Source organism: Pedobacter yulinensis, from assembly GCF_003029735.1.
Taxonomy (GTDB): Bacteria; Bacteroidota; Bacteroidia; order Sphingobacteriales; family Sphingobacteriaceae; genus Pedobacter; species Pedobacter yulinensis.
On the sequence record NZ_KZ686269.1, the window covers coordinates 450,668 to 475,461 of the forward strand.

The 24,794-nt window shown below is 51.1% G+C and carries 19 protein-coding genes; 9 read left to right on the forward strand and 10 right to left on the reverse strand.

The genetic code is table 11. The features are described 5' to 3' along the window. Positions 1–2: 2 nt before the first annotated feature. Positions 3–3,956, forward strand: a complete 3,954-nt coding sequence (treY, locus tag C7T94_RS09390) for a malto-oligosyltrehalose synthase (protein WP_107215098.1) — start codon at positions 3–5, stop codon at positions 3,954–3,956. Positions 3,957–4,384: 428 nt separating this feature from the next. Here treY and C7T94_RS09395 read toward each other — a convergent pair whose 3' ends face one another. The 5 genes from C7T94_RS09395 to C7T94_RS09415 all read right to left on the reverse strand — a co-directional run bounded on the left by C7T94_RS09395 (position 4,385) and on the right by C7T94_RS09415 (position 10,497). Continuing rightward, on the reverse strand, positions 4,385–5,650 hold the full coding sequence (locus tag C7T94_RS09395; RefSeq protein ID WP_107215099.1) for a PepSY-associated TM helix domain-containing protein: 1,266 nt from the start codon (positions 5,648–5,650) through the stop codon (positions 4,385–4,387). A 32-nt stretch (positions 5,651–5,682) separates the two neighbouring features. Next, positions 5,683–6,903 carry a DUF4374 domain-containing protein gene (locus C7T94_RS09400; protein ID WP_107215100.1) on the reverse strand — a complete coding sequence of 407 codons (1,221 nt, stop codon included), beginning with the start codon at positions 6,901–6,903 and terminating at the stop codon, positions 5,683–5,685. Between the two features lie 20 nt (positions 6,904–6,923). Continuing rightward, positions 6,924–9,278, reverse strand: a complete 2,355-nt coding sequence (locus C7T94_RS09405) for a TonB-dependent receptor (protein WP_107215101.1) — start codon at positions 9,276–9,278, stop codon at positions 6,924–6,926. 210 nt (positions 9,279–9,488) lie between these two features. Next, positions 9,489–9,704, reverse strand: a complete 216-nt coding sequence (locus tag C7T94_RS09410) for a DUF6965 family protein (RefSeq protein ID WP_162618636.1) — start codon at positions 9,702–9,704, stop codon at positions 9,489–9,491. A 70-nt stretch (positions 9,705–9,774) separates the two neighbouring features. Next, positions 9,775–10,497, reverse strand: a complete 723-nt coding sequence (locus C7T94_RS09415) for an NUDIX hydrolase (RefSeq protein WP_107215103.1) — start codon at positions 10,495–10,497, stop codon at positions 9,775–9,777. 331 nt (positions 10,498–10,828) lie between these two features. Here C7T94_RS09415 and epsC point away from each other — a divergent pair, with 331 nt between their 5' ends. The 3 genes from epsC to C7T94_RS09430 all read left to right on the forward strand — a co-directional run bounded on the left by epsC (position 10,829) and on the right by C7T94_RS09430 (position 13,350). After that, complete coding sequence (gene epsC, locus C7T94_RS09420; protein WP_239494972.1) at positions 10,829–11,647, forward strand: serine O-acetyltransferase EpsC; 819 nt, start codon at positions 10,829–10,831, stop codon at positions 11,645–11,647. Then, a complete protein-coding gene (gene cysM, locus C7T94_RS09425) occupies positions 11,640–12,518 on the forward strand; it encodes a cysteine synthase CysM (RefSeq protein WP_107215104.1) in 879 nt (292 codons plus the stop codon). The genes epsC and cysM overlap by 8 nt, the downstream gene beginning before the upstream one ends. A gap of 109 nt (positions 12,519–12,627) precedes the next feature. Beyond that, positions 12,628–13,350, forward strand: a complete 723-nt coding sequence (locus tag C7T94_RS09430; protein WP_107215105.1) for a basic secretory protein-like protein — start codon at positions 12,628–12,630, stop codon at positions 13,348–13,350. Positions 13,351–13,407: 57 nt separating this feature from the next. Here the strand turns inward: C7T94_RS09430 and C7T94_RS09435 are convergent, their stop codons facing one another. Together C7T94_RS09435 and C7T94_RS09440 are read right to left on the reverse strand one after the other, a co-directional pair. Further along, entirely contained in the window at positions 13,408–14,199 is a 792-nt protein-coding gene (locus tag C7T94_RS09435; RefSeq protein WP_107216043.1) for an NIPSNAP family protein, read from the reverse strand. 197 nt (positions 14,200–14,396) lie between these two features. Further along, the gene (locus C7T94_RS09440; protein ID WP_162618637.1) at positions 14,397–16,805 is read right to left on the reverse strand and encodes a TonB-dependent receptor; all 2,409 of its coding nucleotides are present in this window, start codon (positions 16,803–16,805) and stop codon (positions 14,397–14,399) included. A 48-nt stretch (positions 16,806–16,853) separates the two neighbouring features. Here C7T94_RS09440 and C7T94_RS09445 point away from each other — a divergent pair, with 48 nt between their 5' ends. Beyond that, on the forward strand, positions 16,854–17,498 hold the full coding sequence (locus C7T94_RS09445; protein ID WP_239494973.1) for an MBL fold metallo-hydrolase: 645 nt from the start codon (positions 16,854–16,856) through the stop codon (positions 17,496–17,498). Positions 17,499–17,678: 180 nt separating this feature from the next. Here C7T94_RS09445 and C7T94_RS09450 read toward each other — a convergent pair whose 3' ends face one another. The 3 genes from C7T94_RS09450 to C7T94_RS09460 are packed head-to-tail and all read right to left on the reverse strand — an operon-like array spanning position 17,679 to position 20,449. Then, positions 17,679–18,989: a sensor histidine kinase gene (locus C7T94_RS09450; RefSeq protein ID WP_107215108.1), complete on the reverse strand. Its 1,311-nt coding sequence runs from the start codon at positions 18,987–18,989 to the stop codon at positions 17,679–17,681. After that, entirely contained in the window at positions 18,986–19,663 is a 678-nt protein-coding gene (locus C7T94_RS09455) for a response regulator transcription factor (RefSeq protein ID WP_107215109.1), read from the reverse strand. The genes C7T94_RS09450 and C7T94_RS09455 overlap by 4 nt, the downstream gene beginning before the upstream one ends. Before the next feature lie 3 nt (positions 19,664–19,666). Then, positions 19,667–20,449 (reverse strand): hypothetical protein, encoded by a 783-nt coding sequence (locus tag C7T94_RS09460; protein WP_107215110.1) that lies wholly within the window; start codon positions 20,447–20,449, stop codon positions 19,667–19,669. A gap of 449 nt (positions 20,450–20,898) precedes the next feature. Here C7T94_RS09460 and C7T94_RS09470 point away from each other — a divergent pair, with 449 nt between their 5' ends. From C7T94_RS09470 to C7T94_RS09485, 4 genes are all read left to right on the forward strand, one after another. Continuing rightward, positions 20,899–21,699 carry a DUF4382 domain-containing protein gene (locus tag C7T94_RS09470; protein ID WP_107215112.1) on the forward strand — a complete coding sequence of 267 codons (801 nt, stop codon included), beginning with the start codon at positions 20,899–20,901 and terminating at the stop codon, positions 21,697–21,699. A 63-nt stretch (positions 21,700–21,762) separates the two neighbouring features. Continuing rightward, entirely contained in the window at positions 21,763–22,254 is a 492-nt protein-coding gene (locus tag C7T94_RS09475; RefSeq protein ID WP_107215113.1) for a hypothetical protein, read from the forward strand. Between the two features lie 279 nt (positions 22,255–22,533). Then, positions 22,534–23,283: an ImuA family protein gene (locus C7T94_RS09480; RefSeq protein WP_107215114.1), complete on the forward strand. Its 750-nt coding sequence runs from the start codon at positions 22,534–22,536 to the stop codon at positions 23,281–23,283. Positions 23,284–23,285: 2 nt separating this feature from the next. After that, on the forward strand, positions 23,286–24,791 hold the full coding sequence (locus C7T94_RS09485) for a Y-family DNA polymerase (protein WP_107215115.1): 1,506 nt from the start codon (positions 23,286–23,288) through the stop codon (positions 24,789–24,791). Positions 24,792–24,794 lie beyond the last annotated feature (3 nt).

Below are 24,794 nucleotides of genomic sequence, written 5' to 3' on the forward strand. Positions count from 1 at the left end.
ACATGCGTCCAACGACAACTTACAGAATCCAGTTTCACAAAGAATTTACTTTTACAGACCTGATCGCCCAAATTCCCTACCTGCATTCGCTCGGTGTGGACACGGTCTATGCATCGCCGATCTTCACGGCGACACCGGGCAGTACGCACGGTTATGACGGGACCGACCCGCTGACCATTTCGCCTGAAATTGGAACCGAGGCGCAGCTGGAGCAGTTGGCAGGCATGCTGCACGAACGTGGCATGCGCTGGATACAGGACTTTGTGCCGAACCACATGGCCTATGTAGCAGAAAACCGCTGGCTGACCGATGTGCTCAAAAACGGGAATGCGTCGTCGTATAAACAACACTTTGATCTCTTTTTCGACGATTTTGAACAGGAGAAACTGATGCTTCCTTTTCTAGGCGCTGACCTGGAAGTGGCCGCGGCCAATGGCGAAGTCGGGCTGGTTTTACAGGATGGGGCGCTGATGCTTGAAGCCGGCGGACAACGCTGGCCTGTTAACCAGCAAACGCTCGTCCGGCTGCGGGACGAGAACTTCGACCCTGAATCTGCCGGGGCGTCGAGCCTGAAAACCATTAATGAGAATACCCGGCTGCTGCTTGAACTGATTGGCTTGCAGTATTACCGTCCCTGCAACTGGCAGGAAACGGCCGCAAATATCAATTACCGCCGGTTTTTTACTGTAAACAGCCTGATCTGCCTGAACATGCAGGACCGTAAGGTGTTTGACGACTATCACCGGTACCTGCTGCAGCTCATTAAACGCGGGCTCATCCAGGGTGTCAGGATTGACCATGCCGATGGCCTGCAGGATCCGGGTACCTACCTGAAATGGCTGCGTGAGGCTTGCGGCGCGGATTGTTACATCGTGATTGAAAAGATCCTGGCAAGAAACGAACCGACCCCAAAGTGGCCCATGGAGGGAACCACCGGTTATGATTTCCTTGCCATGGTGAACAACCTGCTCACTGACCGGGAGGGGCTTGGACAGGTCAATGCCCTTTACGACCGCTTTACCGGGAAACCAAGCAGCCCCGAGCTCAAAGCACGGGAAAAAAAACGCCTCATTTTAAGTGAACATATGCAGGGCGAAGTGAGCCTGCTGCGTAAGCTGGCGGTGGCTGCCGGTGCAGATGGTGAGGAAGTTGCCGCCCACATTACGGCGCTAATGACAGACCTGCCGCGATACCGGTATTATTTTGACGAAAACGGACAGAGCACGGAATTTTCTGCCCTGCTGTCTGTTCTGGAAAAGGATCCGGAAAGCAGGGCCGCCGCTGCCTGGGCAAAAGATATGCTGGAACAGGCAGACAACAGCGCAGCGGCAAGTGTATTTTTTAAACGGCTCATGCAGTTCAGTGGCCCGGTTATGGCCAAGGGCATTGAAGATACCCTGATGTATGACTTCGCCCGGTTTATAGCCCATAATGAGGTCGGCGACTCGCCTGGTTTCTTCGGCATCAGGAGCGGAGAGTTTGTCAGAGAGATGAAACTGCGCCTGGCCGAATGGCCGGCAACCATGAACGCTACCGCCACGCACGATACGAAAAGGGGTGAGGATTTCCGCAGCCGCCTGCTGGTCATTTCGACCCTGCCCGACGAATGGGCACAATGGGTGAATGCGCGGGGTGCGGCAGCCGACATACGGCGCGAGGACCTGTATTTCCTTTACCAGACTTATCTGGGGTCATTGCCTTTACCGGGCGTTGCGCCCGAAGGCTACCGTGAACGTTTGAAAGCGGCAATGCAGAAATCCCTGCGCGAGGGAAAGGTAAGTTCAGACTGGGCAGAACCCGATGAACAGTATGAAGCACGGATCTTTGAACTGATCGAAAGCCTGCCTGAGCGGCTGGAAGAGCTGCCTGAAGAAGAACGGGCAACTGTTCGTCTTTTCCAGGACCTTGGTTTGCTGAACAGCCTGAGCCAGGTACTGGTCAAATTTCTCAGCCCCGGCATTCCTGACATCTACCAGGGCAGGGAAGCCTGGGATTTCAGTTTTGTCGATCCCGACAACCGCAGTGCGGTGGATTACACGTTGCACGCCTCCCTGCTGTCAGATGCAGCGCCGGTTGAACTCTGGAAACGCCGCTATGACGGAGCGATAAAGGTGAGGCTAACAGCCATCCTGTCAAAACTGAGGCGCCGTTTCCCAGACTTTTTTCACCTGGCCTCGTTTGAGCCGGTTGAATTGCGCGGCCCGCATGCTACCGATTTTTTTGCGTTCAGAAGAAGTTTCAGACAACGGCACTTCCTGGTGCTGGTTCCGCTTTGCCACCGTGCATTTGTGCAGGGCCAGGAATTCGATCCGGCGGGCGCCGAACTGGCTGATACCTATCTGGAGCTGCCTTTCCGTCCGCTTACTGCTTTTAATTATTTGTCAGGCCAGTCCATCAATTTGGGTGAGAAGACCGACCTGCAGACAATCTTCGGGCGGGAACTGCCGCTGGCCGTGATCGAAATCAACGAAAAAGCCCGTGGAGCCGGCGTGCTGCTTCCGCTGAATGCCCTGCCTGGTGCCGGCGGAATCGGAGATATGGGTGCCTCTGCACGTACATTTGTAGATTGGCTGCACGAGGCGGGCCAACAATACTGGCAGGTCCTGCCGCTTAATCCCGTTGACCGTGCTGACCACTATTCTCCTTACAGCAGCGTAAGTAGTTTTGCCGGCAACGTGCTCCTGATCGACCTGGCGGCGCTGCATGCCCGGGGCCTGCTGCCGCATGCGCACGAAGCAGCGGACAAAGCGGACGGCCCCATCGACTATGACGAGGTCGACAGCCGTAAGCGCGCTGCACTGGAAACCGCTTTCCTTGCCTGGAAAGAAAAAGGCGCAGACCGAACACCTTTTGAACAGTTCTGCGAAGAGAAAGCATCCTGGCTAAGTGATTTTGCACTTTTTGAGGTCTTGCGCGAACTGCATGGCCCTTCATGGACCGAATGGCCGGCCGATTTGCGGCGCCGGGATCCTGTGGCACTGGGAGGCATCCACGAGGCACACGCCGACCGCCTGTTGTTTTTCAGCTGGTGCCAGTATATTTTCTTTGAACAGTGGGGCGAACTTCGCCGCTATGCACGCGACCGGCATATTGCGCTGATCGGTGACCTGCCGTTTTATGTAACCGGCAATGCATGCGATGTTTGGGTGAATCCCGGCCTTTTTCAACTGAATGAAGACTACACGCCGAAAGAAGTTGCCGGCGTTCCGCCCGATGCTTTCAGTGCCAGCGGTCAGCGATGGGGCATGCCGGTATTTAATTGGCAAGCCATGAAAACGCTGGGATATGCCTGGTGGATGGATCGCATTGCTGCCAACCTGGCCATGGTTGATGTGCTGCGCCTGGACCATTTCCGTGCATTCTCAGCTTACTGGTCTATTCCTGCCGAAGCGCCCGATGCCCGCGCGGGTGCCTGGCAGCAAGGTCCTGGCGATGATCTTTTTGCCGCACTCAAGCTCCGGTTTCCGAACCAGCCTTTTATTGCCGAAGACCTCGGCGAAATAGATGAACCCGTTTATGCCCTGCGCGACCGTTGGGGGCTTTCAGGAATGAAGGTTCTGCAGTTTGGCTTTTCTGGTGCGGAAGGACTGAATGACCACCTGCCCCATGAGTTCGGTACCAGGGACCTCGCGGTTTATACCGGCACGCATGATAACAATACAAGCCAGGGATGGCTGGACAGCCTGGGCACAAAGGAGCGCGAACAGCTAAACAGTTACCTGAGGCAAGCCGGCGGCGAAGAGGTCAGGGGACTGATTGAACTGGCTTATGCTTCGGTTGCCTGGCTTGCGCTTGTTCCTGTACAGGATATTTTAGGGCTGGGCGAAAGTGCACGCATCAACTTTCCGGGAAGTACGGGTAAGAACTGGAAATGGCGGCTTAGTCCGGGCAGCCTTGACGCTGACCTGGCCAGGGCCATTGCTGTGCTGGCCAGACGGTACGGTCGAATTGGCTAGTTGCCCTGGCGCTTAAAAGACCAGGACGGGTTCGGCCCGGGGATATGTACGTTTTAAAGGTCGGGATGCAGACCAGTACGACTGAACTGTAGCCGATGAAATTTCCGGAAAATCAGTTTGGGGCGGGGCGGGTGCTCCTTTATCACCTGCAGTGTTCACAGGCGTTATTTTTGGTTTTGCCTGATAACTGGTGCCCGTGGCATGGTGTTTGAACATCGCGTGTTGATGGATGATTAGGCCCTCCATCAGCTCGTATTGTTTGGTTGGCCGCAAGGCCATAGCCCGGGACTGGTTTTTTACCGCTCCCGGGTTTTATTTTGCCGGTACCTGGAAGCGCCGGCGTTGCGTTTGGTATTCTGGTCACATCGGGTGCTCCGCACAATAAAAGAAGGCCGGCATTGCTGCCGGCCCGTATCGGTTTTGCGTAATTAGATGACGGGTTCGGCTACCTGTTTTGCAGTTGGCCGGCCTTGGGCGCTGCGCTGGGCCGGCGGTCCTTTCTCTGATTTCTTCTTTTTAAATTTGCGGCCATACCAGATCAGAAATCCGGTAACAGGCAGGCTGGCACCGATGAGCGTGACCAGGAAAGCGAGCACCTTACCCGGAAAACCGAGTATGCTGCCGACATGGATGTCATAGTTCATACGGCGCAGTTTGCCGCCTGCCGAGGCCTTTTCATAAGCTTCTCCGTAAATGCCTTTCTGCTTAAATTCCTGCAGGGTGTGCTGGTCAAAAGTGTAACTCCGGTTGTTGTAAAACTGTCCTTTACTTGGGTAAACGGTGACGCCGATGGTTAAGCTGGCCTTTGACGTGTCAGGAAACGTATAATAAAAGCCCTCAGACTCCGGATGCCTGGTAATAACCTTCTGCCAGGCCAGGTCCATAGCCTGCTGAGGCGTATAGTGCCGGCCCGCCTGAAGCGAATCTGACTCAAACCGCTTGAACTCGCTCAGTGTAGCGCCGCCGGTGGTTACCCAATACAAGCCTTTGCTGTACCAGCTGATGCCATACACCATACCGGTGAGCGCAATAAACAGCAGGAATATGAGCGCGTAAAACCCGAGCACATTGTGCAGGTCCAGGTTGACCCGTTTGAATGAGGCTCCCCATTTGATCCTGAAACTTTTATCGCGGGTGGATTTATTCCACTTTTTAGGGTACCACCAGATGAGGCCGGTGATAAGCAGCACGACGAACACCAGCGTGCCGTAGTTGACAATGGGCCGGCCGATGGCCGGTGGCAACCACAGAAAACGGTGCCCGTTCAGCATCAGACGGAAGAAGTCTACCTCACCTTTTTTCCGCTCCGTAACGCTGACCACCTGCCCGGTGTACGGGTTGATCTTCAGCGTTGTGCCGCCACCGCGGCGCCCCTGTTCCCCGGCACCTTTCAGGTTAAGCGTGATTGCCCGGCCCTGCTGGTATTGCGCGTAGGCCGGCGTTTTGTCGGGATACAGCTTTGCAGCGGTTTCGTAAAGCCGGGAGGGCATGATAACCGGCCGGTTTTGCCTGACTACGTTTGTTTCGGGTTCGAGCAGGCTGGTAACCTCTTCGTTAAAGACCCAGATACAACCGGTCAGGCACACGATCAGGACAATAACGCCCGAGGCGAGCCCCAGCCAAAGGTGCAGCCATTTGTTAACCCTGGTAAACAGGGAGTCCTTGCTTTTCTTCTTTACAGGCTTGCTGTTCATGTTCGCAATTGTGCTGGTTATTGGGGTGGCAACTAATTAAGGAACTGGATTGCTGCGATGGTTCCGCCTTCTACTTTCAGGCCCCTGGCGGCCGTCTGGTTGGCAGCGTCGATCTTGTACACATAACTGCTGCCGTCTTTCATGTTAACACCTACGTATGCCGTGCGACCGTTTTTCGGCGTATAGTTGTTCGCGGAAATGCTGCTGATCTGATCGGGAGCCGGCATGCCTGCTGCCAGTTTAAAAGTTTTGTTGGCCACGTTCAGAATGCCGATGCGGTTGCCAACGGTGTAAGCGCCCCGCTGCGCTTTCTCAATGGCGGTGACCACAAAATTGTCATTGCCGATGTACAGCCAGTTTGTAATGACCATGCCGCCGGATGCCGTTTCAAAGTTCAGAAAATAACCCTGGTCAAATTCTGTCGTGCCGGCTTTGATGCGGGTAATGGCAGAAGGTTTGGTTGAGGTCAGCACTTTGTTGTTGGTAGCAACCGACGAAGAAAAAGCATAAACGTCTCCATTTTCTGTCAGACCCAATCCGTCGGTGAAATAACGGCCAATGAAACTGGTGCGGTCGTCCTGGATCACTTTCTCTAGTTGCATTTCGGGATAAGAGTAAACCGCGATCCAGGCATTGTCCGGGAAATTGGTATCGAAAGCGGCGCCACAACAGGCTTTGATTGAAAAGTAGGGCGCATACACTTTGTTGCCTACCTGTTTGATCCAGCTGAAAAAGGCTGATTCGCCGTTTTTGCTCAGGTCCTGCACGTTCACAGTACCCTCGCCGCTAATGAGCAGGCTATTTGTGTTAACGCGGTACCAGTTGGCCAATGGATTGGTAATGGCTCTCGGGATCTTCATGAGCAGGATGTCGCTGTTAACAGGAGCGAAAGCCTGTACGGTCTCTGTCTGGAAGTTTGATACTTTATTCAATTTGCCATCGAGCAGGTTATAGGTGGTTACCGCACCCGGGTTCGACTGACCGTACAGCATGCTGAAAAACTTGTTGTTGTGGGTTACGTAATAGCGGTAACTTCCGTCCTGTTCCAGGCCATTGTTTTCGGTGGTGATACTTCCTTCGTCCAGGCTGGACGCATTGACCAGGTAATCTGCTACCGCTGTAGCGGCAACCGGTGTCACGGCCAGGACATATGGCCCGCGTGTTTCCCTGCTGTTGCCATTGTCTTTTTTGCACGACAGGCTGACTGACGCAACCATGGCCAGTATGATCGCTTTGGTAAACTTTAGTTTCATGTTAACTTATTTTAGATTGATTAATTTGAACTGATAAAATACCTGAGGTTCAGGTAAAATGCCCGGCCAGGCTTCTGGAGGCTGAAGTTGTCGAAAAGGTCAGCGTTGCCGAGGTTCCTGGCCTCCAGGCCGATGTTGTAACGGCCGCCATGCAGGCTGTACACAACGTTCAGATCATGGTTTACCTGGCGGGGAATAACCTTTTTGTCGTCGTTTACCGACTGCCCGCCGCGGCTTGGCCAGTAAAGCCAGAAAGCATGTACATACAGCAGGTTGTAACCAATGGTGAGGTTGTTGCCTTTTCGCCCTACGTTGCGAAGCGAGACGGAGATATCGCCATTGCCATACAGGTAGGGGATATTGGGCATCTGGTCTTTATACACCACGCTGACGCCTGTAAATCCGGGTTCGTATCGCTGCATGTTCTGCAGGTACTGATAGGTTGCGGTTACACCCGCCGTGAGCCAGCTTCCGTAACCATACCTGAGTTCTGCATCGCCCCCCAGGGTGCGAACACCCTCCCGGTTGTCGGCCACAAGTTTAGACTGATTGTTATTGAGCCGGTTGTAGATAAAATTCGAAGCGTTCCGGTAAATGGCATTGGCATTCAGCGCGAAAGTATGGCTTTCGTTCAGGCGGAAATTGTAGCCGAAGCCCAGGTTGAAATTGTCGCTCTTTTCGGGTTTTAGTCCCGGATTAGCCTCCTGATTTTCTACATCGCCGAAAATTTCCTGGGCTTCGGGCATGCGGTTGGTTAGCTCGTAAGAAGCTTTCAGCTGCAGGTCAGGACGCACGAAATAAGTCGCTGCCAGGCCATAACCTAGCCGCTCCATGCTATTTCTGCCCGCACCGCCATTGTTGCCATTTACGTTAAACTGGCTGATGTATTTGCCAAAAACTGTGGCGCTCCAGCGATTTCGGATGTCAACGCTGTAGCCCAGTCCGAGCATGTTCTTATTGGTTTTTTTCGGCTGCTCGTATTCTGCGATAGTCGGGTTCAGCGCATCGCTGCCGGTACGGTTAAAGGTGCTGAACGCATTGCTTAAGGCAAGGGACTGCTTCGCGTCAATGCGGTAATTCAGCATGGTCGTGGCCAGGCCATTGTTGTTTTTGTATTTGTAAAGGCTTCTTGACCGCTCGCCGTTCGCGCCGCTTGGCTTGCTGTTGCCGTACCAGTCGTAACGCACATTCATGGTGTCAATGTTTTGCTCCTCACCCAGATTGTAATTTGCGTTTACAGTGACGTCCAGGCCCTTTAGCAGATTTTCTTTTTTGTATTTCAGTGTCGGCATGAGGATGTTGCCGCGGCGGTGCCAGCCGCCAAACACCGAGACCATGCGCGCGCCGGTCTGAATTTCCTTGTAATTGCGGCCTGCTGTCAGGCCAATCAGCAGCCGGTCGGCATACTTTTTACCCACTACACCGACGCTTGCAACCACGGTTTCGTTGTGGTAGGTATCGTGAAACCTGGGCAGCAGGGCCGCTGGAGCATAAGCGCCGGTGTAGATATCAGCCGCTTCAATGCGGACTTTGTAATTGTTATCTGAGTAATTCTGGAAAGCATTCAATTGGACCGTAAATCCCTTTTTGCCGGTAAAGGCTGCATTGACCACGCTGCGGTGGGTGTTGAACGACCCGTAAGAATAAGATGCATCGATAAAATTGCGGAATTTGTTGCCGGTAACGATATTGATAGCGCCGCCCAGCGCATCAGAGCCCAGCCACATCGGCACCACGCCTTTGTACACTTCTACACGGTCAGCAATGTTGATGGGAATGTTGTTGATCTGAAAAGAGGAGCCAAAATTGTCCATCGGAATGCCGTCAATGAAGTACCTGACATGGTTCCCTGAAAAACCATTCAAGGAGAGGTTGAAGCTGGAACCTACGCCGCCCGACTCCCGCACCCGGATGCCGGCCACGCGGTCCAGCGCGCCTGATATGTCAAGCGTGGTGTTGTACAGCCCGGAGGCATCTATAGCTGTCACATTAAAGGCCTGCCGGTTCACTTCCTGGCTGGCCGTCCGGCCCAGTATGTTCACCGTTTCCATTTCCTGAACCCTGCCTTCCAGTTTGAAGTCGGCAACGAGCTGCTGACCCGGTTTCAGGCTGATCTTTTTGCTATGCGGCGCATAACCTACTGACGTAATGATTAACAGGTAGTTGCCGGCTGGAACCTGGCCAATGTGGTAGCGGCCGCTGGCATCAGAAACGGCCCCGAATGTTGTCTGTCCAAGTGTAATGCTCGCGGCGGGAAGCGCCTTGCCGGCCTCAGTGCGAACCAATCCGCTAACCGAAGCCGGTTGGTTTTGAGCGTAAGAGAAAATAGACTGGGCACAAAGCAGTCCCAGTAGCAAAAAATGCTTAATTTGCATGGCTTTTAACTCAGATTAAAGGTATGCCGGGCTTGCCCGGTCGCCACACGGGTGCGAACCGTGTGGCATTTTTTATGTCCCAAAGATAGCGTTATTTAGATCAAGTCCAAATAAACATAGCTGAGAAAAATAATTTAGTCAAAGTGCACACAGGGCCCGTCATCCGGAATCGACAGGCAAGGATCAGGTTAACAGTTAGTTGCGGTTTTTCTAGGAAGCTGATTCAGCTTCGATGATGTGGTACAATTGTTCCAGGCGGTAAAGCAAGGGCTCAGCGATCTTATTGGGCGGATTAAATTTAAGGCTATGCAGATGCACCCTGACAAAAAGTTCAGGGTCCTGGATGACCGTTGCCTCGTTCAGGCGAATCGGGCCGGCCGGCAGGGTGGCGGTTTCAAAATAAGCTTCCAGTTCGGCTTGCGACATGCGGCAAAGGTAATTAATGCAGGCTGGCGACAAGCTCTTGTTGAAAAGTTTTGGCCCGAACAGCATCACTTCAGCCAAGCAGGTGGTCAGGATTGGGGATGAAGTTGAGAAAGGACTGAAACTTTGCCCTGTATTTTTTCCGGTCAAGCCGGAAATAAAAAGCGCCGCGCCTGGAGCCTGATTTGTCTTTTTCCTGCAGTTTGACCAGCAGCCCGGTAGAAGAAACCTTGCGGATAAAATTGCGATTATCTATTGGCGTGCCATAGACCTGCTCGTACAGGTTTTGAAGTTGCGGAATGGTGAATTTTTGCGGCAGCAATTCAAAGAGCAGGGGGTGCAGGGCAGCTTTATAACGTACGCGCCTGCACGCTTCGTTCACCATTTCGTTTTGATCAAAGATCAGCGGCGGTGCTTCATCAATGCTGAACCATTTTGCCCGGCCTTCATGATTTGGCTGGTCCTGGTATTTCCTGATATCAATCAGTGCAAAGTAGGCTACGCAGATGGTCCGGGCAAAGGGATCGCGCAGCGGCTCGCCATAGGTTTTCAATTGTTCAAGATAAACGTTTTTTAGTCCTGTCAGTTCGTGCAAGACCCGCGCTGCAGCGCGCTCGAGGTCTTCTTTTTGCCCTACAAACCCACCTGTCAGGCTCCAGCGCCCTTTACCAGGTTCAAGACCCCGTTTTGTAAGCAAAATCCGCAGGTTCTCGCCGTCAAATCCAAAAACGATGCAGTCGATCGAAACGAGCATCGGTGTCTGGGCAGCGTATTGATTTGGTTTGATATCGTCCATATGACCCTTATGGCGGCTTAAATACTGATAAATATATGATTTTAGCAAATCATTATGCGAAAATATCTATTTACAGGTCACAAGGGCGGACCTAAAATTTCTGATCCAGGCTTGTCACTGATTTTTGAGACGGGCTTCAAGGCCGCCTTTGCGCCGGGTACTGGTTACCCCCGAGGGTATGCAGAAGGGAGCCAGCTTCAAACGCTATCACGGTCATCGGCTTATCCTGTTCAAAATTTACATTTTCGTAAAAACGTCATTTATGTCAGTTATGGGCAGCAGCCTATTTGATTTTCTGATAAATTTGGAGCTGATCGAGCAATCACGCATTTTGAACAATACATTTTATCAGGAGATACTGAACAGACAGGCCCGGGTAGAGGCTGTACCGGCCAATCAGGCAATTGCCGATTGGGCATTGGGATTACTCAACCTCTTGTATCCGGAGCGGGGTTGTCGGCAAGAACCAGGTGCCACGGCCATCGAAGCGGGGTTTGACAACCGCAGGCAGCAGCTGCTGGCCATGCTCAATGCCACGAAGGCTTGCAGCGATTGCAACAACGAACAGGTGGCGGCGGCTTTCTTTGACGCCCTGCCTGAATTGTACCGTCAAATGAACACCGACATCAGGGCCATCCTGTCGGGCGATCCGGCGGCAACCAGCGAGTTCGAGGTAATCAGGTGTTACCCGGGTTTTCTGGCTATTGCCTTGTACCGCATCGCCCATGAACTGCTGGTTGCAGCGGTTCCCATTCTTCCCCGCATTTTAACAGAGTATGCACATTCAGTTACAGGCATAGACATTCACCCGGGTGCCTCAATCGGCGAGTACCTCTACATTGACCATGGTACCGGCCTGGTCATTGGCGAAACTACGGTCATTGGCAACCATGTTAAGTTGTATCAGGGCGTTACGCTCGGCGCATTAAGTGTGGAAAAATACATGGCCAATACGAAACGCCACCCCACCATCGGCGACCATGTGATCATTTACTCAGGCGCTACCATTCTGGGTGGCGACACCGTGGTCGGCGACAACTGCATCATCGGGGGTAACGTCTGGCTTACCAAAAGTGTACCTGCAGGTTCGGTGGTTTACCACCAGTCTGTCGTTAAAATTACTGAAACCAAAAAAACGGGCCATGAATAACATCATTGATTGTATTGGCAATACGCCCCTGGTCGAAATCAGGAGAATAAATCCAAATCCGCGTGTCAGCATACTGGCCAAACTGGAAGGGAACAACCCGGGTGGCAGTGTAAAAGACCGTGCGGCCCTCAACATGATTCGCAGCGCCATGGAACGCGGTGAAGTGAACAAAAACGTCAAGCTGATCGAAGCAACAAGCGGCAACACGGGGATTGCCCTGGCCATGATTGCCGCGATATATGGTCTTGAGATCGAGTTGGTCATGCCTGCCAGCTCCACGAGGGAACGCACCCTGACTATGGAAGCCTATGGCGCAACGGTTACCCTGCTCGACTCGATCGAAGTATGCCGGGACTATGCGGAAGAGCGGGGAAGCAAACCGGGGTATTTCCTGCTGAACCAGTTTGCCAACCCTGATAACTTCCTGGCACACTACAAAACCACCGGTCCTGAGATCTGGCGGGATACGAACCAGCAAATTACCCATTTCGTAAGCAGCATGGGCACAACGGGCAGCATTATGGGCAATTCCATGTTTCTAAAAGAACAGCGTGCCGGCATCCAGATTGTCGGCTGTCAGCCTACCGAAGAATCATCCATACCAGGCATCAGGCGCTGGCCCGAGGCTTATTTGCCGAAAATCTACGACGCAAGCCGGGTTGACCGGGTTATGGACGTTTCGCAGCAGCATGCCGTGTCGATGGCCAGACGCCTGGCGCGTGAGGAGGGGATTTTTGCGGGTATGAGCAGCGGGGGCGCCTTGCATTGTGCTCTGGAACTCGCCGCAGAACTGGACGAGGGTGTCATCGTATTCATTGCCTGCGATCGTGGCGACCGGTACCTGAGCAGCGACCTGTTTGCAGACATTTAGCAATCATGACCGGCCGCCGGCCTCTGCTGTTTAGTTTAACATTGTCGATACATTCCTGTATAAAAATGGTAAATTGATTTAGCTGCCTTATTTTAGCCTAAAAAACAGCATGAAAAAATATACGCTCACGGCTTTCGTATTCCTGATCGTGTCAGCATCCCTCTACGGGCAAAACCGCAAACGCTGGGAAGACATTGACAGCACTGGTTATTACCAGAAAGACATTCAGAAAAAAAAGGGTTATACACTGGTTTTTATTAACACAGACCGCGACTTTAACCCGGCTACCGGCAAACGTCTGCAGGATCTGTTCTGGAAAGTTTATCCGCAGGAACTTAAGCGTTTTAACAAAAAGGGCAGGAGAGAAGTAACCGTAGCTGTTACGAGCGAATACAAAGGTGTTGCTGCTGCCTGGAATGGTGTCATTAAGATTGATCCCAGCTGGCTGGCAAAGAACCCTGAAGACATTGACCTGCTCACGCATGAACTGATGCATGTTGCCCAGGGCTATGCGTATGAGTCGGCACCTGTATGGCTAACAGAAGGAATAGCCGACTATGCCCGCTTTGCTTTTGGCATTAACAACGGGCCGTCTAAATGGTCATTGACACCCTTCAACGAAAAACACAGCTATACCAATTCATACCGCATTGCCGCACGTTTCCTGGTTTGGCTTGAAAAGAATAAACGTAAAGATATCGTTGACCGGTTAAACAAAGCAGCCCGCGAAAAAACCTATACCCCGGCTATCTGGAAAGAACTGGCGGGAGCAGACCTCGACACCCTTTGGAACGAATACAAAACGAACCCGGCCAAAGGTATGCCTTCATAGGCATGCAGCAAGCAACAAAACGGCCCGTCAATTTTATTGACGGGCCGTTTTGTTTTACTAAAAATCTGAATAAGCGGCCGGGCTGAGCAGCAGGCTGACAATTTTGGAGACGTTTTTCTGGTATTCGGGCCGGGCTGAAAGCTGTTTCCACTGGCTGTCGGCTCCAAAGTTTTTCCAGTGCAGATCCCGGTCTGCCTTGTCTTCGAAAGCCGTCATGTACATCAGGTTTGGCATCGTTGCGCCAGCTACGACCGCTCCATAAAACACGGCATTAAAACCTAGACGTTTGAAAAGGCCAACCTCGTCGCCGGCGTTAAACATGTCGATTTTATTTTTTGATATCATTTCGGTGGGTCCTTCGTAACTGCGCAGCTCATACACCCGTCCGGGCTTTGGATTCTTAAGCGCAGGCACGACCGCTTCCGGGGCCTTGACAAAAGGAGTCATCAGAATGGTTTCGATGCGCTCGTATACCGGGGCATTGTGCGGTGCACGCAGGTAAGCCGTTCCGGCCGACTGGTAACGCGCATCGGCGTCAAGTTTAGACTGAAGTTTGCTTAACTGGTCGAAAGACTGAAGCGGAATGAACACATAGAGTTTGCGGCCGCCGGCTTCGACCGGGCCAAAAGGTTTGAAAACGCCTACCCGGGTTATTCCTGCCCGGTGCAGTGCCGGCAGGTAAGCCTGTTCCAGGTAATTTTCTACAGCCTGCTGCTGGATGCTGTCTTTAAGGTGGTAAATTTTTAATTGATAAAGACCTGCTTTCGCTGCCGAAGCCGTTATCGGCAAGGCAAAAAATAATGCGCAGATCAGCAAGCCGATAGAGCGCCTGGATAATTGTTTATACATGTTACGTCGATTATTCATCTGGTTAACAACGAAAACCGGCGTGTTGTTACACCGGTTTTCGTTGTTTTTTACCGCCATTGCTGGATCGCCATGCTCCATGCAAACGATAGCAGCGGCCTGAGCGAAGATACAAAGAAGGCGATGACCCGCTGCATTTCCATTCGTAACATGTCGGCAACAAAAGGATAACCTGCGGCCTAACCTGAAGATTGGCTTTTTACATCGTCATTCCTGATGCTGCGCTGGTTCTTTTTGATCGAGCCCTGTAGTTTGCCAAATTTCCAGACCAGGGTCGCATTAAACCGCCTGAAATAGTTTTCCCTGGAATATTCATTCGTGAAATTGCTCCCCTGAACAAAGTTGGTATAAGGCCGGTATTTTTTGAAGGGATTGGCTACCATGGCCGATAACGTCAGCTTGTCCTTGATCAGGTCCTTACTGCCGCTCATGCCCAGAAAGTAATAATTGTTAGAAGCACCTTGCAGCAATACATCGGGTGCACCATAGTTAAATGATAAAGTCGCTTTCCAGGTTTTCTCGAATTTATAGGCAGAGTTTGCAGAAGCATAACCGGTCAGTCCCGAATTGCGGGTAAGCAGACCTTCTATCATTCCCTCGAGCCAGATATAATTGAGCGTTCCGTTCGCACTGATGCTCCATTTACTGGTAAGGGGGTAATTGATGTTGAGGTTACTGCCAAGCCTGCGTTCCCGGCCAATATTCTGATAGGTAATACGCGTAACCTGGCGTTCTGCATCGTACCTCACAACTGTTTGCTGTGTATTGTTGGCAAAATTATAACTCAGGCCAAGGTTAACCGAGCCCTTTTTTGAATGCGAATAGTTCAGGTCGAAATTGTTGCTCAGTACCGGCCGCAGACCGGGATTACCCGATTGTTCGAAATTAGGCCGGGAGCGGTCTACAAAAGGGTTGAGGAAATAAATGGCGGGCCGCTCGATGCGCTGGGTAAAGCCCAGGCTGATGCTGTTGCCCTCGGTCAGTTTGCGGTTCAGCGACACGGTTGGGATCACGTTAAAATAGTTCTGTTTTACCTGTTCGCTGCCAGACATAAATACGCCCTTTATATCTGTGTATTCGATGCGGGCGCCTGCTTTTACGGTCCACTTCTTCAGGGCCAGTGCCGCGCTGGTGTAGGCGCCAAACACATCCTGGGTATTGGTATATCCGTTGCTTTGGGCTATCTGCAGTTCGTAGATCTGCGAGGCGGGGTTAAAAGCGAACGATTCAAAGTCTGTATCGCCTTTGCGTAAGATGGCTTTCAGCCCTGCTTCCAGTGTAACTTTGCCCAGCGGCGATACATAATCTGCCTGGGCAGTTTGCTCAGAGAAGAAACTTTTGTTCTCCTGTCTGAGGTCTGGCAGCGTAAAGTTCTGTTTATCCATGTAGGCCAGGGTACTGTTGTTGGGCTCATGCGTCCTGAAATACTTAAAAGAAAAAGTAAGCAGGTGCTCGCGGTTGTTTTTAAAGCCCCGCTGGTAGTTTGCCGTATAATCGGTGCCCCGCCATTCAAATAAGCGGTTGTTTTCTGCCCGGTACGAACTTGGCGCCTGTGCGTTCAGGTCGAAACGCTGGTCAGTGATCTGCCGGTTGTAACCACCATATGGATTGATCTCGAGCGTAAAAAGGTTGAGCGTGTCAAGTTCATAACTGAGCGCTGCCGTACCCCATAACCACTTGTTGTCTATGCTGTTGTTCCCGGCAGCGATCAGGGTGGAAGGATTGGTGCCGGTATTGGTCCTTATTTCCCGGACCCTGATGTCTGAGACCTTCCATATACCTGTACCACCGCTCAGATCGACGCCGAAGCGGCCCTGTTTCCAGGTCAGGTTCAGGTTGGCACCCGGCCCGCCCGGCCATTGGTTTCGCAGGCTTAGTGACCCGTTGTAACCATTGTCTACCTTTTTAGCGGTAATGATATTGATGATGCCCGACAACCCTTCAGCATCAAACCTGGACGGTGGGGTGGTGATGACCTCGATTTTCTGGATGCTCGAAGCCGGCATGCTGCGCAAAACCTCTTTCGGATCCCGTGTAACCATTCCAGATGGGCGGTTGTTGATCAGGATCTTGAAGTTGCCACTTCCTTTGAGCTTGATGTTATCATCTGCATCGACAGCCAGAAGGGGCACTTTGCGCATCATATCCAGCACGGTCAGGGTTTTGCTTTCTGCGTCTGCCTGCACATCGTATGCAATGCGGTCGGCCTCCTGCCTGATCACAGGACGGTTGCCCGTTACAGCTACCTCTCCGAGGTTGGCGGTGGCAGGCTGCAGTCTGATCGTGCCCAGATCCAGATTTTTTCCATTCAATACGGCCGGTAGCTGTTTAGGGGCATAGCCAATGGTTGCCAGGTTAACAAGGTAAGAGCCATCTGGTAGCCCGTTCTGAACAAATCGGCCAAGGCTGTCTGTCAGCACAGTTTTAATGGTGGTTTTTTCTTTCTGGAAATTGACCGTAGCGAAAGCCACCGGTTTTTTGGTAACCGAGTCAATGAGGGTGCCGCTCAGGATCTGCGCATTCTGTGCATGTACTAGCGGCATGAAATAAAGCATCAGGGCAAAAAGCAGGAAGGATTTTTTAAGCATGTTTGGTTCGGTTTTCGAGGATTTCGTTTGTTTTCTTTCATAGGACAAGTGTTCCGGCTAAAACGTTGCACCGGCAAAAAGAAAAGCAGGGCGAAGGAAGCTCAATCATTTTTGACTGCCTGTTGTTCATGCTCATATGGATGTTCTAAATTTAAAATTATTGGATGCGGCGATGCTTTCGGAAGCGGTGGCCGGTTAAATACCAGCTTTCTTATTCAGAACGGCGGCCGGAACCTCCTGGTTGATTGTGGCGCGAGTACCCTTCCTGGCCTGAAGAAACACGGCCTTGGCAGGGCCGATACAGACGCTATCGTGATCAGCCATTTTCATGGCGATCATTACGCGGGTATCCCTTTCCTACTGATGGATGCTGCATACACCGCCCATTCCCGGCCACTGCAGATCATCACGCCACCCGGCGGAGAAGAGAAAATAAAAACCCTGCTGCGGTTGCTTTACCCTGGTTCTGATCCGCTTGCCAAACTTCAGGTTACGTTTTCAGCATACTGCCCAGGGGCGGTTCAGGCGTTCGGTTTCTCTACGGTCCGGGCCTGGCCGGTTCTGCACCCGCCCGAAAGCCAGCCGCATGGACTGCGCCTTGAAATCTCCAATAAGGTGATCAGTTATTCTGGCGATACTTCCTGGACCGATACCCTGTGGGAAATAAGCAGGGATGCAAATCTTTTCCTTTGAGAATGCAATTTTTACGATACAGCTGTTGCGGGTCATCTAGATTTTATCACCCTGAGCGCAAACTGCAGCAGTTTACCGGCAAGCAGCTGTTGCTGACACACCTGGGGTAGGAAATGCTGAACAGGCAACTGCCGGGCGTAAAGTATGCTGAAGACGGGATGGAACTTGTGCTTTGAGTGTTCAGACAGGAAAAGAAAGCGAGAAAGTAGCACCTTTTCCTGTTTCAGAGCGTACACTGATCCCAATGTCCATACTGTTGGCAATGCTTTTGACAAGGGCCAGGCCCAGGCCGCTTCCCGGCTGACTGTTGTTGCTTCCTTTCCGGAAACGTTCAAAAATCTGTTCCTGCTCTTCAGCAGGAATACCATTCCCTGCATCGGCAATATGCAGGAGATACTTTCCCCTCTGCAGTTCATCATAAATATGCAGGGTACCATGCCGGTGCGAAAATTTGACAGCGTTATTGATCAAATTATAAAGCAGGTGAAACAACAGGTCCTTGTTCATACGGGTAATCTGCCGGGCTGGATCAATTGCTGTAACCAAGGTCATTTCTTTCTGCTCGATCCGGTGACTGATATCTTCCAGTACCTCCGTTAACACTAGGGCGGGGGCGACGCTGTCTGTGCGTGAAAACTGTTCGTTATCAATCCTGGATATCAGCAGCAGCGAGGTACACATCTTTTTTAACCTTTCCAGGCTTTGCATCATTTCTGCCAGGCGGGGCTGTAGGCTCTCACTCAATGCCTCATCATTAAGCAGGTTTTCCATTTTGCTTTGTAAAATGCTGATTGGTGTCATGAACTCATGAGAGGCATTTGCTGTAAATTCCCGCTCTTTCAGAAAAGCTTCGTTTACCTGGCGCTGCAATTTGAGTATGGCCTGTTCCAGGAAACGGAAATCTGAGGTTCCGGTTGTTTCCGATGGCGCGCCTGTCTGGAAGGGCAATTCAGCCTTGCCCAGCCGTTTCCTGATAATGTGTCCGAGCGGCGCCAGCAAACGGCGAATAACCGCCAGGTCGACCAGCATGCTCAGCAAGATCAGCCCGCAAAACAGGTAGAGAGCAAACCGCTGTAGCGGACGGTTGTATGCTACTATACTTTTGTTCGTTTTGCCAATTTCGGCCAAGTAGTTTTTTCCGCCATGGCGAAAAACAAAACTAAGCACCCGGTAATTCAGCGTATCCTGCTCAACAAGCCGCTGCGAATCTTTAATCGTATCCTGTCCGGTGCTGCGGTTGGTCTCTTCGAGCGAAATGTACTCCTCTTTCAGCATGGTGTAGCTGCCGTATGCTGTTTCGCCCTGTAAATAATAAACAATTCCGTTTTTGCCAATGCTTTTCAGTACTTCCGCTTTCTGTGCACGCAACTGGGCGTTGGTGTAGGCAGATGCGATTTTTCCTACGAGAAATGGCAGTGAAAAAATAAAAAGCAGCGCAATGAGGAGTTTTGATCCGCCAAGGAAAAGGGTAAGTTTAGCACTTAATTTCATGACAGCCTGATTCTATAACCCACACCGCGAACTGTTTCAAGCCAGGACGTATCGCCATATTGCCCCAGTTTTTTGCGAATATTTTTGATGTGTGCATCAATATAATTCGAATCGTAATCATCATCTGCAAAGGTGCCCCAAATGTGCTCGCTCAATTGCAGCCGTGTCAGCACCCGGTTTTTATGTAAAAAAAGATAGCTCAACAGGTCGAATTCCTTTTTTGACAGTTCGACCCGGTTCGCGTCCTGCCAGACCTCGCGTTTTTGTAATTCAACACTGAAGCTGCCAAGGGGCAGCAGCGTTTCGGCTATTTTAAATTTACGCCGTGCAATGGCCAGCATGCGGGATTGCAGTTCCGGTAAAAAAAAAGGTTTGGCAAGGTAATCATCGGCACCCTGGTCAAGCCCGTTTACACGATCTTCAGGGTTGCCGCGGGCAGTAAGGACAATATAGGCCGCCTCGGGGTTGTGTTTACGGGCGTAGGGAAGAAGGTCCAGTCCGTTTCCGTCAGGAAGCCCGATATCGATCAGAATGTAATCGAACGTACTTGCTTCGATCTGGTCTTTGGCGAGCGCGACGCTGTTTGCATGCTCACAGACATAATTTGCTTTGGTTAAAAAGCTGGCAATTTCTGTAGCCAGGCCTTTTTCGTCTTCAACGATCAGTACTTTCATCGTCTAAAACTGGTAATAAAAAGCAAGTCCGAAAAAAGATTGCACGGGTTTTATTTCTTCCGGTTTTTTTCCCAGCACAGATACCTGGTAACTGGCTTCGGCCAGGTAGTTTCCGCGGTAGTAATTCAAAGGAAGGCGCAAATTATAAGAGAGCGGTGAGAAGCCGCTATCCGGGACTTCAACGATCCGGGTTTTTCCGTTTCCCGCGCCCTTGCCTTTTCCGTTGTTGATTTTCTCTACATAGGTATCGAAAAAACGATACGTGCCGCCCACAAGTTCGATAGCAGGTTCCAGCGATACCTGGTCTTTGCTGTCAAAAAGCTGTCCGAATATGAATTCACGGCTGTTGCTCAGACTAAGGAAAAAATCCTGCTGCCTGCCAAAAGCATAATCTGCCATAATGGAAGTCTTGAACACAGCCCAATCATTTTCCACGCTCAGCGAAACATTGTCTGTATTGGCCGCCTGCAGCAGGGGACTGTCTTTTTTAAAGAAAGAATGCCTGTAAGCGATCCCAGCAGTCAGTTTTTCAGTAAAGTTATGATCATAACCCAGGCCCAGATCGGTCTCTGAAATTCCCGAATCGCCTTGCAGCAGTTTATATCCGCCGGCCGAAAAATACAGGCCTGAACTCAATTTGTAATTTGCATTAAGCAGCAGATAAGGGTATTTCTCGGTAGTTACCTGCCCATAATAACTGATGTTGCTGTTAAACAGGCCTGCCAGGGTAAGTGTGGGTTGCGCTGTTGCTTTCTTCTGTGCATAGCCAGCACATAGACTGAACAAAAACAATAAGGACAATAGATAAGGCCGCATTTGTTTGATTAAGGTTTTCTGATCTTCGGTTTGTTTACTTTAATCGGTTTGATTTTAATCTTTGGCTTTACAACAGTGGGTTTTGGCTGTTTTCGTGATTGGGGCACTTGTTTAATTTCCGGGCGGTTCCGGTCGGGCTTTGTTGTGTTTTTCGGCGTGCCCTGTGCACCTTTCTTTTGTTTTTGAGGCGCCTGCATGGCAGCTAAGGGTAATGCCTGGTAAAGCAACAATAGAAAAAGTATACCGTAAATGGAGACTGATCTTTTCATTCGTTTGCCTGTATATGACCGGCTACTAGGGGCTGGCCGGTTCAAATGTCTGTATTAAACGTGAAAATGAGATGAAATAAAAAAAAAGAAAAATTCATGTTGCTTTCATCTTCAGGGGCCAGATTTGCTTCAACTCAAAATCTACGTGCTATGAAAACAAAGATCAATTACAGATTAACCCTGACTACATTGGTTGCAGGTCTTTTCCTGTTTGTATCGTGCAGCAAGGAAAAACAGAAAGTAAACGGGACCACCCGGGTAGCGATTAAAATGACCGATGCGCCGGGGAATTTCGACGCCATTAACCTGAATGTGAAAGAGATCGTACTCGTATCGGGTTCCACACCATATACTTTCGCGGCGCAATCTGGCATATTTAATATCCTGGATTACCGGATGGGGACAACAAGGCCTGATATCCTGGTTGCTTCGGGCGAAATGCCTTCTGGCGACATTACAGAAATAAGGCTTGTACTGAATGATGCGGGCAATACTATCGTGGTAGATGGGGTGGAACAGGAACTTAAAACGCCAAGTGCACAAAGTTCAGGCTGGAAAGTGAAACTCACTGAAGCACCAACCCTGGTTCCTGGCGTTGCCTATACGCTGCTCCTTGATTTCGATGCGGCGCGGTCGATCGTGCCCACAGGAAATGGAAAATTTCTGCTGAAACCTGTGGTGCGGGGAGTTCAGGAGGCCACGACAGGCCTGGTGTCTGGTACGGTGATCCCGCTTGACACAGATCCGGAAGTTCTCGTCATTTCAGGAACCGATACGGTAGGGACGGTGGCAGACCCGGTTACGGGGCAATTTACCATAGGGGGCCTCGCTGCAGGTAATTATACAGTAAAGTTGATTCCCGCCAACGGTTACAGGGAAAGTACCATTAATAACGTAAGGGTTGCACTGGGTTCAAACACAGATCTGGGAACTGTAACCCTGCGCAAATAGGAGGGAGCAGGCCGCCGTTTGCGGCGGTCTGCATTTTTTTAACACACACACACTTTTGAGATCATGAAAAAATTTATTGTGTTCATATTGTTTTCGGTCGCCGCAGTGGCAGGAACGAAAGCACAGGTCAATGTAAACATCAATATAGGATCGCAGCCGGTTTGGGGTCCTGCAGGTTATGATTATGCAGAATATTATTACCTGCCAGATATTGAAAGTTATTATGATGTGCCACGCAGGCAATTTGTATACCTGAGCAATGGCAGGTGGATATTCAGCGCCGGTTTACCACCTGCTTACCGGGGCTATGATCTGTACAGCGGTTATAAGGTGGTCCTGAACAGCCCAAGGCCATACCGGTATTTCAGCGATCACCGCATGGCCTACAGTAAATACAAGGGCTACCGGGGGCAGGCAGTTATAAAGAACAAAGGAAAAGTAAAATACTACGCCCCGAGGGGGCAATCCAAAAATGTTTACCATGTGAAAGAGATGAAGGGAGGCAAAGGTCATGGTGGGGGCCATGGAAAAGGCCAGGGTAAAGGTAAGCATTGATAGAATGTCCGGCTGGTCCGGACATTTTTTTTGCATGCTTGCTGTAAAAATGGAACAAGGTGGTCCTGAAATGGCTGTTTAATCTTTTCAATGTTGCAAGGGAAAATGTAAACTGATGTAGATCATTCATCACATTGTTAAAAACTCACCTTATTTTTTTTATTTTGCTAATATTTTTAGCATTACTTTTGTTGTAATTCTGCCGGAATGATCCCTGTCCGGGCCAGGCGTTTTATAACCTAGACGGGTATAAAGCGGAGATCTATCAATTTCCGGCATATGAATACAACCAGTAAAAGCAAAGCGGACACGATTGCAAAGCTCAGGGAAAAGATCCTGCTGATGCAGGGGTTTAAACCTGCCGGTGCCATGCACAAACGTATTACCGGGCTGATGCCGGTAGAGCAAGCGTTTCCGAACCAGGTTTTTCCGCTGGGTGCCGTGCATGAAATGATCAGCGAGGGGCCAGAAGGAGCTGCCGCCTGCGGGGGGTTTCTTGGCGGCCTGTTGGGAACACTGATGGCCGATGCAGGAATCTGCCTTTGGATCAGCAATTCCCGTAGCCTCTTTCCACCGGCACTTGAACTGTTCGGCGCTTCGCCGCACCGGATCATCTTTGCCGACCTGCAGCGGGAAAAAGATGTGCTTTGGGCTACCGAAGAGGCGCTGAAATGCGAAGGGCTGGCTGCAGTAGTCACCGAACTGAACAACATAACCTTTGCACAGTCGCGCCGTTTACAGCTCGTCGTAGAAAAAAGTCATGTTACCGCCTTTATCTGGCGAAAAGATCCTGTATACCTTTCCAATACCACTGCTGTAGCCCGTTGGAAAATCGCCCCGGCACCAAGCATCAGCGAACCCGGTCTGCCGGGTGTAGGTTTTCCGCACTGGCAGGTGGAGCTGCTTAAAGTACGTAACGGAATACCGGGAAGCTGGGAGGTAACCTGGTCTGAAGGCCGGTTCCATACGCATGACGAAACGGTCAGGAAACTGGTGTCTGTAAGAAATGATGTGCAAAAAACAGGCTGATCATGCAAAAACGATATCTTTCTCTTTGGTTCCCTTATTTAATGCCTGACTGGTATTGCATGCGCCGGCCTGATCTACGCGGTACGGCTTTCGCATTTGCTAACCTGATACGCGGCAGGAAGATCGTCACCATGATCAGTGCAGCGGCGGCAGACCGGGGCATTGCTGCCAAGATGACCGTAGCCGATGCCAGGGCATTGGTGCCGGACCTGGGCGTGTTTGACGAACAGCCCGGCAGAGAGGCCAGATTATTGAAAGCCCTTGGCCGGTGGTGCATTCGTTATTCACCACTGGTGGCTACCGATCCTGCTGATGGACTGTTCCTGGATATTTCAGGCTGCAGCCATTTATGGGGCGGTGAGGCAGCTTACCTGAACGACCTGCTGAAACGGCTGCGGGCCCCGGGCTATACCGTTTATGGTGCCATTGCAGATACGCCCGGTGCGGCCTGGGCTGTGGCCCGGTTTGGTACGCCAGATCATAATATTGTTAAAAATGGGGCACAGGCAAAGGTTTTGGTGGAATTGCCTGCTGCCGCCCTGAGGTTGGAGAAACCGCTGCTGGAACGTTTGTCGAAACTGGGCCTTGCAAAAATCGGGAGCTTTATTAATATGCCCCGAAGTGTGCTGCGCAGAAGGTTTGGCGAAGGTTTGCTCGAGCGCCTTGCCCAGGCATTGGGGCAACAGCAAGAATATCTGGATCCGGTCGTTATACCCGAACCATTCCAGGAAAGATTGCCCTGCCTGGAGCCTATTCGCACTGCCGCAGGAATTGAAATTGCAATAAAACGTTTGCTCGAAAGTTTGTGTACACAGCTGGCAGCTGAAGGTGCAGGACTGCGAAAAGGCTTGCTGACCATGTTCCGGGTTGACGGGAAATCAATCCGCACAACCATTGGTACGAACCAGCCCGTTCAGCACCAGGGACACCTTTTTAAATTATTTGAACTGAAAATACCGGCTATAGCACCTGGCATGGGTATCGAACTGTTCATCCTGGAAGCTACGCGAACAGAAAAAATGCCCATACACCTGGAAACGCTCTGGAAGGGTGGCACAGCAGCAGAAGATGCTGAAATCACATTGCTCTTAGACCGCATTGCCTGCAGGGTTGGGCCCGGCCGCATTCACCGCTATGTACCAGATGAACATTTCTGGCCCGAACGCTCATTGAGGTTGGCAGCTTCTTTGACAGAAAAGCCAGAATTAAGCTGGCCTCTGCACCGGCCTCGCCCTACCCAACTGCTTACTGTACCTGAAAAAATTGAGGTCACGGCCCCCATACCTGACTATCCGCCCATGCTGTTCCGTTACCAGGGCAAAACCCATGAAATTTGTAAAGCCGACGGGCCGGAAAGAATAGAACGGGAATGGTGGCTGGATCATGGTGAACACCGCGATTATTACCAGGTTGAAGACCGGGAAGGGCGCAGGTACTGGCTGTTCAGATCGGGTCATTATAAAGGCGATTCCCGCAATCAATGGTTTATTCATGGTTTTTTTGCTTAACAC

What these genes read in the sequence shown, in the direction of transcription:
- treY (WP_107215098.1), top strand. Translation starts at nt 3, where the DNA reads ATGCGTCCAACGACAACTTACAGAATCCAGTTTCACAAAGAATTTACT.
- C7T94_RS09395 (WP_107215099.1), bottom strand. Translation starts at nt 5,650, where the DNA reads ATGAACAGCAAGCCTGTAAAGAAGAAAAGCAAGGACTCCCTGTTTACC.
- C7T94_RS09400 (WP_107215100.1), bottom strand. Translation starts at nt 6,903, where the DNA reads ATGAAACTAAAGTTTACCAAAGCGATCATACTGGCCATGGTTGCGTCA.
- C7T94_RS09405 (WP_107215101.1), bottom strand. Translation starts at nt 9,278, where the DNA reads ATGCAAATTAAGCATTTTTTGCTACTGGGACTGCTTTGTGCCCAGTCT.
- C7T94_RS09410 (WP_162618636.1), bottom strand. Translation starts at nt 9,704, where the DNA reads ATGTCGCAAGCCGAACTGGAAGCTTATTTTGAAACCGCCACCCTGCCG.
- C7T94_RS09415 (WP_107215103.1), bottom strand. Translation starts at nt 10,497, where the DNA reads ATGGACGATATCAAACCAAATCAATACGCTGCCCAGACACCGATGCTC.
- cysM (WP_107215104.1), top strand. Translation starts at nt 11,640, where the DNA reads ATGAATAACATCATTGATTGTATTGGCAATACGCCCCTGGTCGAAATC.
- C7T94_RS09430 (WP_107215105.1), top strand. Translation starts at nt 12,628, where the DNA reads ATGAAAAAATATACGCTCACGGCTTTCGTATTCCTGATCGTGTCAGCA.
- C7T94_RS09435 (WP_107216043.1), bottom strand. Translation starts at nt 14,199, where the DNA reads ATGTATAAACAATTATCCAGGCGCTCTATCGGCTTGCTGATCTGCGCA.
- C7T94_RS09440 (WP_162618637.1), bottom strand. Translation starts at nt 16,805, where the DNA reads ATGCTTAAAAAATCCTTCCTGCTTTTTGCCCTGATGCTTTATTTCATG.
- C7T94_RS09450 (WP_107215108.1), bottom strand. Translation starts at nt 18,989, where the DNA reads ATGAAATTAAGTGCTAAACTTACCCTTTTCCTTGGCGGATCAAAACTC.
- C7T94_RS09455 (WP_107215109.1), bottom strand. Translation starts at nt 19,663, where the DNA reads ATGAAAGTACTGATCGTTGAAGACGAAAAAGGCCTGGCTACAGAAATT.
- C7T94_RS09470 (WP_107215112.1), top strand. Translation starts at nt 20,899, where the DNA reads ATGAAAACAAAGATCAATTACAGATTAACCCTGACTACATTGGTTGCA.
- C7T94_RS09475 (WP_107215113.1), top strand. Translation starts at nt 21,763, where the DNA reads ATGAAAAAATTTATTGTGTTCATATTGTTTTCGGTCGCCGCAGTGGCA.
- C7T94_RS09480 (WP_107215114.1), top strand. Translation starts at nt 22,534, where the DNA reads ATGAATACAACCAGTAAAAGCAAAGCGGACACGATTGCAAAGCTCAGG.
- C7T94_RS09485 (WP_107215115.1), top strand. Translation starts at nt 23,286, where the DNA reads ATGCAAAAACGATATCTTTCTCTTTGGTTCCCTTATTTAATGCCTGAC.